Origin of the sequence: Vagococcus coleopterorum, from assembly GCF_011303955.1 — a bacterium.
GTDB lineage: Bacteria > Bacillota > Bacilli > Lactobacillales > Vagococcaceae > Vagococcus_D > Vagococcus_D coleopterorum.
Window position 1 is genome coordinate 1203188 of record NZ_CP049886.1, and the last position, 14953, is coordinate 1218140.

The 14953-nt window shown below is 36.9% G+C and carries 11 protein-coding genes; 2 read left to right on the top strand and 9 right to left on the bottom strand.

All coding sequences use genetic code 11. From position 1 onward, the window contains the following. The 7 genes from G7081_RS05965 to G7081_RS05995 all read right to left on the bottom strand — a co-directional run bounded on the left by G7081_RS05965 (position 1) and on the right by G7081_RS05995 (position 11741). Positions 1–231, bottom strand: a complete 231-nt coding sequence (locus tag G7081_RS05965; RefSeq protein ID WP_166008041.1) for a FeoA family protein — start codon at positions 229–231, stop codon at positions 1–3. Positions 232–359: 128 nt separating this feature from the next. Further along, positions 360–1070: a GntR family transcriptional regulator gene (locus G7081_RS05970; protein WP_166008042.1), complete on the bottom strand. Its 711-nt coding sequence runs from the start codon at positions 1068–1070 to the stop codon at positions 360–362. 144 nt (positions 1071–1214) lie between these two features. Then, the gene (gene addA, locus G7081_RS05975; RefSeq protein ID WP_166008043.1) at positions 1215–4994 is read right to left on the bottom strand and encodes a helicase-exonuclease AddAB subunit AddA; all 3780 of its coding nucleotides are present in this window, start codon (positions 4992–4994) and stop codon (positions 1215–1217) included. Positions 4995–5010: 16 nt separating this feature from the next. Continuing rightward, positions 5011–8565: a PD-(D/E)XK nuclease family protein gene (locus G7081_RS05980; RefSeq protein WP_166008044.1), complete on the bottom strand. Its 3555-nt coding sequence runs from the start codon at positions 8563–8565 to the stop codon at positions 5011–5013. A gap of 100 nt (positions 8566–8665) precedes the next feature. Further along, the gene (gene lepB / locus G7081_RS05985; RefSeq protein ID WP_166008045.1) at positions 8666–9250 is read right to left on the bottom strand and encodes a signal peptidase I; all 585 of its coding nucleotides are present in this window, start codon (positions 9248–9250) and stop codon (positions 8666–8668) included. A gap of 131 nt (positions 9251–9381) precedes the next feature. Then, complete coding sequence (gene tkt, locus G7081_RS05990; RefSeq protein WP_166008046.1) at positions 9382–11379, bottom strand: transketolase; 1998 nt, start codon at positions 11377–11379, stop codon at positions 9382–9384. Positions 11380–11501: 122 nt separating this feature from the next. After that, positions 11502–11741, bottom strand: coding sequence for a DUF896 family protein (locus G7081_RS05995; protein WP_166008047.1), 240 nt, complete (start codon positions 11739–11741; stop codon positions 11502–11504). Positions 11742–11890: 149 nt separating this feature from the next. Here G7081_RS05995 and lexA point away from each other — a divergent pair, with 149 nt between their 5' ends. Then, on the top strand, positions 11891–12511 hold the full coding sequence (gene lexA / locus G7081_RS06000; RefSeq protein WP_166008048.1) for a transcriptional repressor LexA: 621 nt from the start codon (positions 11891–11893) through the stop codon (positions 12509–12511). 124 nt (positions 12512–12635) lie between these two features. Further along, positions 12636–12824, top strand: coding sequence for a hypothetical protein (locus tag G7081_RS06005; protein WP_166008049.1), 189 nt, complete (start codon positions 12636–12638; stop codon positions 12822–12824). Between the two features lie 44 nt (positions 12825–12868). Here G7081_RS06005 and G7081_RS06010 read toward each other — a convergent pair whose 3' ends face one another. Both G7081_RS06010 and G7081_RS06015 read right to left on the bottom strand, forming a co-directional pair. Next, positions 12869–13858 (bottom strand): nucleoid-associated protein, encoded by a 990-nt coding sequence (locus tag G7081_RS06010; RefSeq protein ID WP_166008050.1) that lies wholly within the window; start codon positions 13856–13858, stop codon positions 12869–12871. A 63-nt stretch (positions 13859–13921) separates the two neighbouring features. After that, a complete protein-coding gene (locus G7081_RS06015; protein ID WP_166008051.1) occupies positions 13922–14923 on the bottom strand; it encodes an NAD(P)H-dependent glycerol-3-phosphate dehydrogenase in 1002 nt (333 codons plus the stop codon). Positions 14924–14953 lie beyond the last annotated feature (30 nt).

Consider the following 14953-nt stretch of genomic DNA (forward strand, 5'->3'; position numbering starts at 1 on the left):
TTATTCGCCAACTTTCACTTTAATAAATTTTGCATCTTCATTTCTAATCGCTATGACAGTTCCTCTCACTTCATAGGCTTTCGGATCGTTTTTTGGGCTGATTAAAACTAGCTTGATTTTTCCACCAGGGTAAAATCCTAAATCCATTAATCGTTGTTGCATTTGTTTATCAGGGTGATTCACTTCCGAAACTACTGCTTTCTGTCGTAATGTCATATCTGATAAAATCATTGTAAGTCCTCCAAGAAATATTTTTAGGTAAACCTAAACTCAAACATATTATACAAAACATTTCTTGAGAATGAAAGGGTTTTCTTGTATTTCGATAACAAAAAAACACCTTTTCAGGTGCTTAATAATTAACGTTCTAAGAAAAACTCAAAGCGACTTCCCACGTATTGTGACCTAACATACTCGAAAGCTTCTCCTTCTGACAAAAATGAAATTTGTTTCACTCGTAAAATTGGTTCCCCTTTTTTTATTTCCAATAACTCTGCTATTCTTTCTGAGGCAACAACAGCAGTAACTTTTTGTTCGGCTTTCCCGATTGAATGTTGCCCATCTTTTGTCAATGTTTGGTATAAGGAATCAGTGATAGCTTTTTTCGGGTACTCCTCTACCAATCTCGCTGGAATACTGGCGACTTCAAAACAAATCGGTAAGCCATCAGCATAACGAATCCGCTCCATTCTAACAATAGGTTCATCGGCAGCAAGGTTTAATTTTTCCATTTCACTAGAACTCGGAGTTGTCACAAAATAAGAGACTGTCTTACTTGAAGGTTTTTTCCCTTGTTCTAACATAATCTCAGAGAAACTAGTCGTACCAGTCATTCTTTCTTGGACTTTTTCTCTAGCGACATAGGTTCCTGAGCCGATTCTTCTTTCGAGTATCCCTTCATCAGCTAATGTTTGAACGGCCTGCCTCAAAGTCATGCGACTAACATTAAACGCAAGCGCTAGTTCTCTTTCTGAAGGCAAACGATCACCGACAGCCCACTTTCCTTTTTCAATTTCCTCACGTATCTGATCGTGAATTTGAATATAAATGGGTATGTTTTTATTCGTCATGTTTACTCCTCACTCTCTTTTTCAATTGGTCTAATGATTTATTAATAGTAAATAACTGATAGGTTGACTTTGTCTTATAAATAATTATAACTGGTCTAGTCATCAGTTACAACACAAAAAAGGATGAGCTGTCAGCTCATCCTTTTACATATCGATTACTTGATTGACTCCTAATAAAACTAATTTTATAGCTGTTACTTTACGTCCTTTAGATTCTTCTAAAGCTTGACGATACAGCTTCATTTGACCACTGTATTTATTTTTAAATTCAGTAAGGTCTTCACGATTAGGAACATAGTCGGTTTTGAAATCGTAAAGAATTAAATCCTCTTCTGTTTCAATATAACCATCGATAATCCCGTGAACTAACAGAGTGTCCTCACTTTGACTTGGGTAGTCTTGGTAAATGTCATTGGCTTTTAACAACAAGGAGAATGGCGCTTCTCGTTTGACGTTGTCGTGTCGCTCAAGTAATTGACGACCAAAATCCGTTTGGAAAAAGTTGATTATCTGTTGACGATTTATTTTCTTAGCAACTACCTCTGAAATCAGCTCTTTTGTTTGTAAATCAGCTATTAGCAACTCAATAGAATCTATCGTTGGAGTGCTATCTAACGGTAATAACTGCATCAATAAGTGCGTAGCAGTTCCTACTTCAGCGCCTGTCGCCTCTTGCACTTCTGATAAAAAGGCGGGTTTAGCTAGCTCATCATTCACGTAGCGGTTCACATGTTGTGGTTTATCTTCGCTTAAATCTAACGTTAACAACTCAGCGTTATCTGGATCTTCAAATACACGCTTAATCTCAGAAACGGATTGGTAACTAGCTGTACGAGTAGCTGGTTCTAACTCATAAGAATAAGCTAAATGGTTTTTAGCCCATTCTAAAGCTTGCGTATCTAGTTTCGTAATTTTCTCAGCCGTTGTTAAGATCTGTTCTTCATTTTTAGTTCTGTCTAATTTTTGCGACTGCACTCGTAAATCATCTAGATTACTGAAGGTTAACTCAAAAGTTCCTAAATGATTTTCAAGTTCTGAAATCTTGGGACTCGCAAATTCTGATTGATACTCAGACATTTTAGGGTGTCTCATTAATGTAAGACCAATCCAGTCCATCAAAGAGCGACCTTTCAGTCTAGCTGGTTCAGATAATACTAATGATTCACTCTCGTTTGCTAGTGACCACTTTTTAAAGGTTTCTTCTTGATTCTTATATGACCCAACGAGGAATAATTTTTCTTCCGCACGCGTTAAGGCCACGTATAGCTTACGCATTTCTTCTGATAACAACTTATTGCGTTTAGCCTCACGAATGGCAAGGAATGGTAATGTTTTATAAACTAGACGGTCCCGAGAATCTAGATATTTAATTCCAGCCCCCAATTCCACATCGAATAGGTAAGGTTGATTTAAATCCATCAAGTTAAAACGACGAGTTAAATCTAAGACAAAGACAACAGGAAACTCTAATCCTTTTGAAGCGTGAATCGTCATAACACGAACAGCATCTTGATTATCACTTAAATCAGTTGGCTCTGCTAAGTCTTTATCTTTTTCAGCCATCTTTTCAATGAACCGTACGAATTGGAACAAGCCTTTGAAACTCATTTCTTCATAGCTAGCGGCTCGTTGATACAAAGCATGCAAATTAGCTTGGCGTTGTTTCCCAGCAGGCATTCCACCAACATAATCCAGGAAGCCTGTTTCATTATAGATTGACCAAATTAACTGAACTAACTCTTTACGACGAGCCATTTCACGCCACATCAATAATTGGCTATTGAATAAATTTAGCTGTTCTAACAGTTCATTATTATAGCGATCCTCTTCCATATTCAAAGCAGCTTTGAAGGCTTCGTAGAACGTCCCTTTTGCATCTTGTGAACGGATAAAGGCTAAATCATTCTCTTTCAAACCAACAATTGGCGAACGCAAGACGGCTGCTAACGGAATATCTTGATACGGATTATCGATAACATTTAACAGTGCCATCATAATTTTAATTTCTGTGGCTTGAAAATAATTTTGAGTATCATTCACCTGTAATGGGATTCCCAGTTCTTTAAAAATATCCAAAAGAACTAGATTATTCTTTTTAGTTGGTGATAACAAGACAATATCACTATATTTAATCGGACGCGTTTCTCGAGTTTTTTTATCGTAGATTGGAAACTCTTGTTGGAATAACTCTTTGATCTTATTCCCAACTAAACGAAGTTCACCTTCTGTCTTATCATCAATTTGAAAGCTGTCATCCACATCTAAGACGTCTTGCTCTGTATCATCAGTCTGGCTTTCAAAGATTAAGACCTCCGGTTTAAATTGATCGTTTTCAGGATAACCTGTAAAGCCTGTCACTAATTGAGCAGGTAAATCATAAGCCAGTTGACCTAATTTAGGATCCATTAATTGTTGGAAAACTAAATTGGTAAAATCTAACACTTCACCGCGAGAACGGAAATTTTCTGCCAAAATAATTCGACGTCCGTCTTCACCTTCACCAAATTTATTATATTTATTAATGAATAAGGTTGGATCAGCTAAACGGAATGAATAAATAGATTGTTTAACATCCCCCACCATGAACAAGTTTCCTGATCCTGAAGTCGGTTGTCGCAACCAAAACAGAATACTTTCTTGTAATTGGTTAATATCTTGATATTCATCCACTAAGACTTCTTTAAAGAGGCTACGGTAATAATTTGAAGCTTCTGTCCCTTGCCACTCACCATCTTTTAGTTCAGCTAATATTTGTAAGGTAAAGTGTTCTAAATCATTAAAATCAACTAAGTTTAGCTCCTCTTTACGTGCTCGATAAGCCATGTCGAATTGACTAGCAACTCCTGCCATATAATCAACCAGTTCTTGCGATTCTTTCATCACTGTAAGCATAACAGAAGGTTCTAAACTGAAAATCCCCTCCTGCCAATTTTTGATGATGTCTTTATTGCTAGTTCTCAACTGTTTAATTTGCTCATTAATTGCTTTTTCTTCTGGTTCTAAATTACGTAAACCAGGATAGCGTTTTGTCACGACACCTTCATTGATTAGACTGTACACAGCCTCAAGATCATCAGCAAGTAACAATGTCTGTAATTGCTGATAAACAGGTAATTCTTCACTCACGCATTCAAATGGCTTCTGAAGAGTTTCTTCCCCTTCAGATAATCTCACCATTTCTTGTCCTTGAACGACTAACTGCTCGGCTTCCAGTAAAATCTTCGGTTTTAAGATTTCTTGGTAGATGCCTAAATCTGCCATTTTACCAGAAGATTTATAAGCTTTGCCTAAAGACTCCAACCACGCTTGCGGGTCTGGATTAGCGCGTGCAAAATCATATAAGGCAAAAATCAACTTCGTTAAGCCGTCATCATTACGGTCATTAGAGAAGTTCTCTGTCAATTGATAGAAGGCTTCTTGTTGGTCAGCATACAAGTCATTCCGAACTTTATCCCAAACGTCTTCTTTTAGTAAAATCATTTCTGTCTCATCTGTCAACAAACGAAAGACGGGATCGATATTAATCAAATAATAATACTTGCGAATCACTTGTAAACAGAAAGCATGTAAGGTACTTACGTGGGCAGTTGGAATTAAACTTAATTGTTCCACCAAATGACGTTTTAACTCCTGGTTTGATTCATCCGTAATTGCTGATTGAACAGCCGCTTGGATTCTACCTTTCATCTCTTTAGCTGCCGCTTCTGTATAAGTCACAATTAACAATTCATCAACGTTCGTGCCACTCTTGATTTTTTCAATCACGCGTTGGACTAAAACCGTTGTTTTACCAGATCCTGCTGAAGCAGATACCAAGATATTATCTCCTGCATCATAAATAGCTTGCCACTGACCATCAGTAAAGTGACTATTATCAGGTTTTAAAGGGATTCCCCCTAGTGTTTCTTTTTGCTGATTTAACATTGGGTTCCTCTCCTTTCTATTCTTCAGTTTCTTTTGGTTTTAAACGAGCCATGACATCCTCTTTTTTTAACGGCTCCACACGATTGTAGTTGTTTTCTTTTAACAAGACATCAAACTGACAAATGCTACGGTAATTACAGAATTGACATGCTAAGCGGGTTTTATCTCGATAAGCTGGATTCAATTTTGTTTCACCTTTGAAAATCTCGGTTCCTGCTTCTTTAAAGTTTTCTCTATTCTTTTCAATTAATAATTGGATATCTTGTTCCGAAACAAATTGACTTGATGAGTAATCACCATTCTTCTTCTCGTAATACGGGAAAACACTTGAACGAGGATTTTCATCTAATGTTCGGTCTAAATTATTTAATAGTTGCTCATCCTCTAGTAATAGCCCTTTATAACTAAACTCTTTTAATAACTCTTCTTGAGCTTTTTCAGGGGCTAAACTACCATCAACTGTCGGATTCTTCACTTGAAGATAAAATGCACCTGCTGGTTTAGCTTGCTCGCTTCCTACTAATGTAGCGGCATTTTGAAGTGCCACATCTAAATAGGTAATCATCTGCATCGCTAATCCAAAATAAGCATCACGATAATCGAAGCTATGACGACTTGATTTATAATCGACTACAGCTAAATAGTTTTGATCGCCTACTTGAATTTGATCTAAACGATCAATTTTCCCGCGAATATCTAAAGCTTTATTATTAGGTAGGTCAATCTTCAATCCTTCTAATCCTTTTGTTTGTGCAATTTGACCAAAGATGACTTCAGTTTGAACTGTTGTCATGCCAGTACGTAAACTTTGTTGTCTTAAGGTTTCACTAACACGTTTAATTGTTTGACTTAGTTGGTAACGAATATAATTCATTCTTGGACTTGCTGACAAGATAGTAAATTTATCTTCACCTAACACATTTTCTAACACTTCGTTTGTTAGACTGTTTAAATCATCACTAGTTAACTCACTAAGCATTAATTTCTCACGAATCAAGACTTTGAATAATTGATCCAATGCATCATGATAAAAATCTCCAGTAGCTGCTGGACTTAATTCAAATGTATCTCGTTCTTTCAGCTTCAACCCGTAGGTCATAAAGTATTTGTACTGACATTGGTGGAAATTCTCAACTTTCGAGACAGAGCCGTGGATAGTTGAACTATACAACGCATCCACCATCTCTTGATTTAAGGTTTCAGTAATATTCTTAGCTACCAAGCTAGCAAATAATTTCTGACTCAACTGTTGATACTCAGGGTCTTTCAATAATTGTTTCTCCAAGGCAACGTACTCCGGCGCTAAAAACTCACCTGCTGCTTGTGCCTCTTTCTTTAATCGCAGTAAGTCACTAATTAAATTACGATACGTGCTAATGCGCTCTATTTCAAACTTCTCAGGAGTTACTTGGTTCCCTTTTCGCTCTATCGGAATAGATAATCCTTTAGCAATCAGTTGCATGTAAGGTGAAACTTTGACATCTTTACTGCCTTCTATCCCCATTGGGTAACTTAAGTAAAGTTTATCAGCCGTTGAGTGAAAAGCTAAGTAAGCGATATACGGTTCCTTAGCTAAATCCGCCTTTGTCTCCTTCGCTAAATATTTACCATTTTCTAGATGTCCTGAAACCAACTGACGTTCTTCATCTGATAACAATGTTTTATTTTCAATCTTTTTAGGGAAAGTGGTATCTGTCATCCCTACCATGAAGGTCACTTTATTTTTTTGTTCATGAATCATATCAATGGATGATAATGTCACCTGATCTAACGTTGTCGGCACTTTACTATACGTCAGACCTTCTAAACCAGTCGTCACAATTGTTGTGAACTCTTTAAAATCAAATGGCATATCGCCTAAGATATTCACGTAATCATCTAGCAAATTCATTAATGCTTGCCAAGTTTGTTCATGAATTTTGGCTTCTTCAAGATTTCCTTCTTCAATCGCGAAACGACGCCAGAAATTAACTTCTTGTTCAACGCCACTTTCAACTAAAAATTCATAAAGAATCGTCGCCCCATCTATAGCTGTTTCAGCTTTAGCCATTTTTTCATAGAAAGGGACTAGCAAACGACGTAAATGATTACGGACTTCATTTGAATACAACTGTGCTTTTTGATCACTATCTAACTCCACATCGCCCTCATTATAATCATAAGTAATGTACAGCCAATCTTTTTCTTGTGTCCAATAGAATCCTTCATACCCATAGGCTAAAGAAACGTTCTCGGTTAAATCAATTTTTTCACGAAATTCTTTACGCGAGTCTTGCCATGCTAAATAATCCGTCTCACTATCCAATGACGGCATCATCAGTTCTGTTCTCAACAAACGCATAATATCGTTGTAACGGTAATAACGTTCATCAATATTAAATAAATTAATTAATAACTCAAGTAATGGATGGTGTTTCATTGCTAACTCATTATTAACATAAAACGGAATAGCGTGATTATCAAAAATTGGGGCGATAATTTTTTCGTACGTCGCTAAATCACGAGTCAAAATTTCAATATCACGATAGCGATACTCCCCGCTTGCGACTAACCGTCTGATTTCTCCTGCGACTTCAGTCATTTCACTATAACTTGTTGGCGTTTCAAACAACTTAATTTGGTTATCTTTTAAAACACCATCAAATTTCTTCGATGATAACTCTTGAGATTGCACCCAAAAATCTTCTAACATTGCTAAATCACTTGCTTCACTGTTGCCCACTTTAGTATCTTGATAAACCTTGACTTGTTCTCGACGAGCAAACTGATACAGATCAAAATAAACTTTCCCTGCATCATAGAACATATTTTGACTATCTGGTAACTCAGTGCTATAACTTTTATCTAAAACCAAGTTTACCTTCACTTCGGCGGCGTTAGAAACTAATGTTTGAATCAATTCCTGTTCGCGTGCTGTAAAACGTGAAAAGCCAGAGATGATAAACATCACTTGGCTTAAATCACGTTTCGGTAATTCTTGAGCTAATTGGCTGATTTGTTGCGTTATACCGATTTGGCGTCCTGCAAGATTTTCCAAATAAAGCTGATATAGGTAATTAAACTCTGTCAATTTAGTCTTAAAGTCAGCTTCTTTTGGTGAATTACCTAATTCAGTAATCAATTGCGTTAAATCAGTTTCTTGGACGTTTCCAGCCAATAATTCATTAAATAAATCAGCTAATTGCTGAATAAAACCTGGTTTCGTCACTTCTCCTTTGAAGACCGTTAAACTCTCTGAATTTTCAAGTAACACCTTACGAATCAACATTAAATTTGCTGCTTCTGAGACTTGTTCCGATTGGAAGCCTTCAGTATTCTGTAAATAATACCAGGCAAGACGCGTAAAGCTGAATACTTGAAGTTGTAAACTAGCCATCCGCTTGTTTTGGTTAAACGGTTCTAAAGTGTGTAACTTATTTAAAACAGATACTTCTGTCTCAAATTTAATATGGTTAGGTACTAGATAGAAGACTTCATGGTTAGGATTGGCTACTAGCCAGTCACGTGCTTTTTCAACTAAAGGCGTTTCACGGTCAGCACTCGCTGATCCAATAATAAATTCTAATCCCACTTTGTCATCCTCCTCTTTTTCTCTCTGTTTAATTTTATCATATTTCAAAGGTAAAAAAACCTAATATACTTAAACAAAAAAGCCTAGCATACGCTAGACTTTATTTCATTGTGCCGAATTTACTTGGTGGCCAAAAAACAAACTTAACATTTCCTGAAATCGTTTCTTCATCAATCAATCCAAAAATACGACTATCTTTTGAATTTTGACGATTATCACCCATTACAAATAATTTGCCTTCTGGAATTGTAACGTAATTTCCTGGCAGTGCTTGTAAATCGAAGTCGGTAATAATTTCACCTTGACGATTCATAATAGTTGTTAAGTATTCGCCATCTGGTAATTTTGATTGATACTTATCCAAGTAAGGTTCTTTTACTAATTTATCATTAACAAAGAGTTGACCTTTTTCAAAACGAACACGCTCTCCTGGTAATCCAATCACACGCTTAATGTAACTTTTCTTTTGCTCATCAGGAGCTGGGAACGTGACCACATCTTGGCGGTCAATATCACCAAAGCGTAAAGCGAAAACACGTTCACCATCTTGCATTGTGGGATCCATTGATTTCCCAGAAACCACGACTGGTGTAAAGACATAATGACGAACTAGTAACATGACTGCCACCAAACCAACAAACCAAATAATATTACTCAGCCAAACACTTTTTGAAATTTTACTCATGTGACTCCTCCTAAACCTCTTACTCTATTGACTTATTTTACCATACTGTTGTCTTTAACGCTGTATAATGCGCTTTTTTCATAAAATCTTCACAAAAAAAGAGAGCCTAAGCTCTCTTTCACGTCTTACTATTATAAAGATTTAAATGTGTTTACAACGTTATCAGCTGTAAAGCCATATTCAGGTAAGACTTTCGCAGCTGGCGCACTCGCACCGAATTTATCAACTGTGACAGTTTTTCCTTCAAATCCTACATAACGTTCCCAACCGAATGATGCTCCCATTTCAACAGCCACTCGTTTAGTTACTGCTTTTGGTAAAACAGACTCACGATAAGTAGCACCTTGTTGTTCAAATAAATCCATACTTGGCATTGACACAACTGAAACATCTTCCCCTTGTTCTGCTAAAGCTTTTTGCGCTTCCACTGCTAAGGCAACTTCAGAACCTGTGGCAATTAAGATACCTGTTGGTTGTTCACCATTTTGTGGTGAAACAACGTATGCTCCTTTTGCTACACCTGCTTCCGCTAACTCTTTGGTATGTTCTAAAACCGGTAAGTTTTGACGAGTTAAGGCTAAAACTGTTGGACGATCCGTTGATTGCATCGCTAATTTCCAAGCAGCTCTCACTTCGTTACCGTCAGCTGGACGGAATGTTGTTAAGTTCGGCATACCACGTAAGCTTGATAATTGTTCGATTGGCTCATGAGTTGGGCCATCTTCACCAACAGCAATCGAATCATGTGTTAACACGTATGTTACTGGTGTATTTTGAATCGCAGCTAAACGAATTGCTGGACGCATATAGTCAACGAAGACGAAGAATGTTCCGCCGTAGACTTTTGTACCGCCGTGTAGCGCGATCCCGTTCATAGCAGCTGTCATCGCGAATTCACGAACACCAAACCAGATGTTACGTCCTTCGTATTGACCTGCTTCAAAATCTGTTTCAGCTGCCATCATTGTGTTATTTGATGATGATAAGTCAGCCGATCCGCCCCAAAGACTTGGCACTGTTTTAGCTAGCGCTTGAATCATTTCTTTACTTGTAATACGGCTGGCAGTTCCAGCATCCTCAACATTGTAAGTTGGCATTTCGCTATCCCAATTTTCTGGTAATTTACCAGCGAAGGCATCTTCAAATTGTTGAGCTAATTCTGGGTACTCAGCTTTATAGCCCGCAAATAAGTCATTCCACTCACCCTCAGCTTTTTCACCTTTGGCATTAATTTCTTGTTTGAAACGTTCTTGCACATCAGCGGGCACTTCAAACTCAGGGGTATCCCATCCGTAAGCCGCTTTAGCTGTCGCAATTCCTTCAGCACCAAGTGGCGCTCCGTGAACTTTGTTTGTTCCTTCGTTTGGCGCACCAAAACCGATAACTGTTTTAATTTCAATCACAGTTGGTTTTGTTGTTTCAGCTTTCGCTTCATCAATCGCTTTAGAAATCGCTTCTAAATCATTCCCATCTTTTACTAAGATATGTTGCCATCCGGTTGCTTCAAAACGACCTTTCACATCTTCTGTAAATGATTTGTTTAAAGGACCATCTAATGAAATATCATTTGAATCGTATAAAACGATTAATTTATCTAATTTCAAGTGTCCTGCCATACTCATTGCTTCTTGTGAGATACCTTCCATTAAATCACCATCACCACATAGTGCATATGTGTAGTGATCCATCACTTTGTAGTTAGGTTTATTATAAGTGGCTGCTAAGTGAGCTTCTGCCATAGCGAAACCAACACTCATTGCAATTCCTTGCCCTAAAGGACCAGTTGTTGCTTCCACACCATCAGTGTGGTGAACCTCTGGGTGTCCAGGAGTACGACTGCCCCATTGGCGGAAGTTTTCTAAATCATGTTTAGTCACATCGTAACCAGCTAAATGTAATAAGCTGTATAACATCGCTGACCCATGACCTGCAGATAAAATGAAACGATCACGATCGACCCAATTTCTTGACGTACTTGGGTTAATTTTTAAATGCTTAGTCCATAGTGCGTATGCCATCGGCGCTGCACCTAAAGGTAGACCTGGGTGACCTGAATTTGCTTTCTGAATCATATCCATACTTAACGTACGAATCGAATTTACACCTAACTCATCAATTTTATCGAACATGTTGACATCCTCCTGTTATTTAGGTTTTTTTTACCTTAATTGCTACTCTTCTATTTTAACTGTCTTGCAGGTAAAAATCAATCAATATTAAGCGTTTTCTTTTTTGATAAAAAGAAAAGAGATTAACGATCGTGAATCCCTTTTTCTTTTTGAATATCTTTTAATTTATCAGGCGTTACATCATTACCCTCCTGATCAACAACTTTCATTCCTTCAATGTGATTTCTCATACCACCACGGAAACGCTCTAAGTATTCTGCGCGCAAATCTTTTTGCTCAGCTTGCTCGACTAATGACAAACCTTCCGCTTTCGCTTTTTTTGCTAACTCATTAATACGCGCCATTTTTTCACTTGATAACATAACAAAACCTCCTAACTCTTTTCTTATAGCCTCTATATTAGCCTAAAATAAGCAAAAAAACAACTTAGGCCAACTAGCGAACAAGTGTTTGATTTTTGTTTTTTACTATGATACACTCAAGATATTAAAATGAAAAAGGAGGCTATGCCATGAGTTCAGGAAGAGAAACCCGTCAAACAGACATTCTAAAATTCATTCATGCTCAAGTTGAAGAAAAAGGCTATCCACCCACTGTTAGAGAAATCGGTGAAGCAGTAGAACTATCTTCTACTTCTACCGTTCACGGTCATTTATCCCGCTTAGAGAAAAAAGGACTATTGCAACGTGACCCTACAAAGCCACGTGCCATCGAGTTAACTCCTCAAGCCTTAGAATTAATTGGTATCCAAGAAAAAACAATTCCTCTATTAGGAACTGTTACTGCTGGTGCCCCTATCTTGGCCGTTGAAGAAGCTATCGATCACTTTCCGTTACCCCCTCATTTAAAAAATGATGAAAGCAACTTATTTATGTTAACGGTTCGCGGCGAAAGTATGATCAATGCTGGAATCCTTGATGGTGACCAAGTTATCATTAAGAAGCAACCAAACGCATCCAATGGTGATATCGTTATTGCTATGACTGATGAAGATGAAGCGACATGCAAACGTTTCTATAAAGAAAGTACTCATTTCCGTTTACAACCTGAAAATGATTTTATGGAACCTATCTTATTAGATAACGTATCTATCTTAGGTAAAGTCGTTGGTTTATACCGGGATACAATCTAAGTCTAAAAAACCAGAAATTTTTTTCTGGTTTTTTTATTTTATCTCTTGACAAAACGAACAAATGTTTGTATTATGAATATAACGAACAGACGTTCTTATATTATTTGTACTGGAGGAATTTATTATGACAGCAATCAAACAATTAGGTGTAGCACTATTTATCTTACTTATCGGAATTTTCATTGGAACCCTTGGGATTAAAGCAGCTCTATTTATTATTTTAGTTCCTGCTCTTATGTGGTTTATGGCTTGGGAAGAAAAATCATATGATATGTATGCTGACGAACACCCAAACGAACACAGCTATTCTTAATTTCAATAATAAAAAAGCTCACACAATCGTGTGAGCTTTTTTATTTAGAATCGATTAATAATATCATCAACATTTTTTATCATCACTGAAATAGTGCCATCAGGATTATTAATAAATTCAATTAAATCTTTATCTTGATAAACTTCTACGGGGATAAACATCTCTATCCCGTTTGTTAATTTTAATTTTTGCTTGCTGTATTTTTTTTCATACTTAGGAACGTTAACCGGAACATCTTCTACAAAACGACTCTGTTCTACTTTTTCCAAATAATCAGATTTCGCTGAATGGTTATGTTCGAAGACCACTTCAGCGATTTTTTGATTACTGATACGTCCTTCCGACTCGATGCTCTCATGAACCGCTTGTTGCACATTCGCTAAGGATGTAAAGGTTTCTTCATTATATTTGTCCGCTACTTCTTTCACTGCTTTTTTAACAATTTTTATATTTTCTTGAACAGTTGGCTTAACTGCTGTTTTCAATATTAAATCAGTTAAATAATTTGTCTTTTTATCATCAAACATATATTTCTTTTCAACTAATTTAAATTCAAAAGTTGATAAGTTAATAACCAGCCCTTCGCTAACTTTCTGACTAGTAGCTGGTAGAATTGTTTTATTAATTATCAAATTATTTAAAAGCTGATCTTCTTCGTAATCAACAAAATGCGTATAAGCAGGTTTGTAATTGATTTTAAATAACCCTAAATATGAGTCACCACGATCTTCTAACTCCATACAAAATAAATCCCCACTTGGAACTTCATGCCCTTGCGACAAACAATTAAAAAAGATAGTTGCAAACTTTTCTGATTTCTCAACAAAAGATAAGTCACCATTTAAAGCAGTCTGTATGATTGAGTCGTCAGCAGACAAATGTCCTTCTTTTAGGTCCCCTTGATGAAATTTTTTAACAACTGATTCTAAATATGTTTTAACTGGATAGGCTTTAATATCTAGTTCTTTTTGCGAACAAAACAATGAGCCACTTTCCAAGTCTAAAATTTGTAATACTGCTGAATTGATTTCCATTTATCTTTCTCCCTTAAAAAAATAAACCCAGGAATCCTCCTGGATTTATCTGTACGTTCTTAATTATTCAGATCGACCTTCGCGAAGCATTAGCTGACGAACGGCTTCCTTAACATCTTGACCTTTATAGATAACATTATAGATAGTTTCGGTAATCGGCATGTCCACATTTAAATCTTGAGCTAATTCATAGGCCGCTTTCGTCGTTGAAACACCTTCAACAATCATGCCCATATTTTCTAAAATTTCGTCTAAATTATGACCTTTACCTAATAAATCACCAGCACGCCAGTTTCTTGAGTGAACACTTGTACAAGTGACAATCAAATCACCAACACCACTCAAACCAATAAACGTTAAAGGATCTGCACCCATGGCAACTCCTAAACGGCTGATTTCAGCTAAACCACGCGTCATCAAGGCAGCTTTCGCATTATCACCAAACCCAAGACCGTGAATAGCACCTGAACCTAAGGCAATAATATTTTTTAAAGCGGCACCTGTTTCTACACCTAAGACATCAGTATTAGTATAGATTCGGAAATAATCATTCATAAATAAGTCTTGGACATATTTCGCTTGCTCTAAATCTTCACAAGCAGCTGTTACTGTTGTAATGTCACGAACAGCTAACTCTTCAGCGTGACTTGGTCCTGATAACACGACAACATTTTGACGTTTTTCACTTGGAATTTCTTCTTCTAAAATCTCTGAAATACGTTTATGAGTTTCTTGTTCAAACCCTTTACTAGCGTGAATGATAACAGGCTTCGTTTCTAAAACGGCTACTAACTGTTTAGCGACTGAACGAATGGCTTTAGTTGGGACAACAAATAATACCGCATCAACATCTGCTACAGCTTCTGCCATGTTTGATGTTGCTTTTAATTCTTTAGGTAACTCAATTCCTTTTAAGTAAGCTTCATTCGTATGCTTATTATTTATTTCTTGTACCGGTTCTTCTTTATGGCTCCACAATCTAACGTCGTGACCATTTTCCACTAAAGATTTGGCAAGGGCAGTTCCCCATGAACCTGGTCCTAAAACCGCAATTTTTTGTTGCATATTTTGAACACTCCTTCTGGCAATCAGCCT

What these genes read in the sequence shown, in the direction of transcription:
- G7081_RS05965 (WP_166008041.1), bottom strand. Translation starts at nt 231, where the DNA reads ATGATTTTATCAGATATGACATTACGACAGAAAGCAGTAGTTTCGGAA.
- G7081_RS05970 (WP_166008042.1), bottom strand. Translation starts at nt 1,070, where the DNA reads ATGACGAATAAAAACATACCCATTTATATTCAAATTCACGATCAGATA.
- addA (WP_166008043.1), bottom strand. Translation starts at nt 4,994, where the DNA reads ATGTTAAATCAGCAAAAAGAAACACTAGGGGGAATCCCTTTAAAACCT.
- lepB (WP_166008045.1), bottom strand. Translation starts at nt 9,250, where the DNA reads ATGAGTAAAATTTCAAAAAGTGTTTGGCTGAGTAATATTATTTGGTTT.
- tkt (WP_166008046.1), bottom strand. Translation starts at nt 11,379, where the DNA reads ATGTTCGATAAAATTGATGAGTTAGGTGTAAATTCGATTCGTACGTTA.
- G7081_RS05995 (WP_166008047.1), bottom strand. Translation starts at nt 11,741, where the DNA reads ATGTTATCAAGTGAAAAAATGGCGCGTATTAATGAGTTAGCAAAAAAA.
- lexA (WP_166008048.1), top strand. Translation starts at nt 11,891, where the DNA reads ATGAGTTCAGGAAGAGAAACCCGTCAAACAGACATTCTAAAATTCATT.
- G7081_RS06005 (WP_166008049.1), top strand. Translation starts at nt 12,636, where the DNA reads ATGACAGCAATCAAACAATTAGGTGTAGCACTATTTATCTTACTTATC.
- G7081_RS06010 (WP_166008050.1), bottom strand. Translation starts at nt 13,858, where the DNA reads ATGGAAATCAATTCAGCAGTATTACAAATTTTAGACTTGGAAAGTGGC.
- G7081_RS06015 (WP_166008051.1), bottom strand. Translation starts at nt 14,923, where the DNA reads ATGCAACAAAAAATTGCGGTTTTAGGACCAGGTTCATGGGGAACTGCC.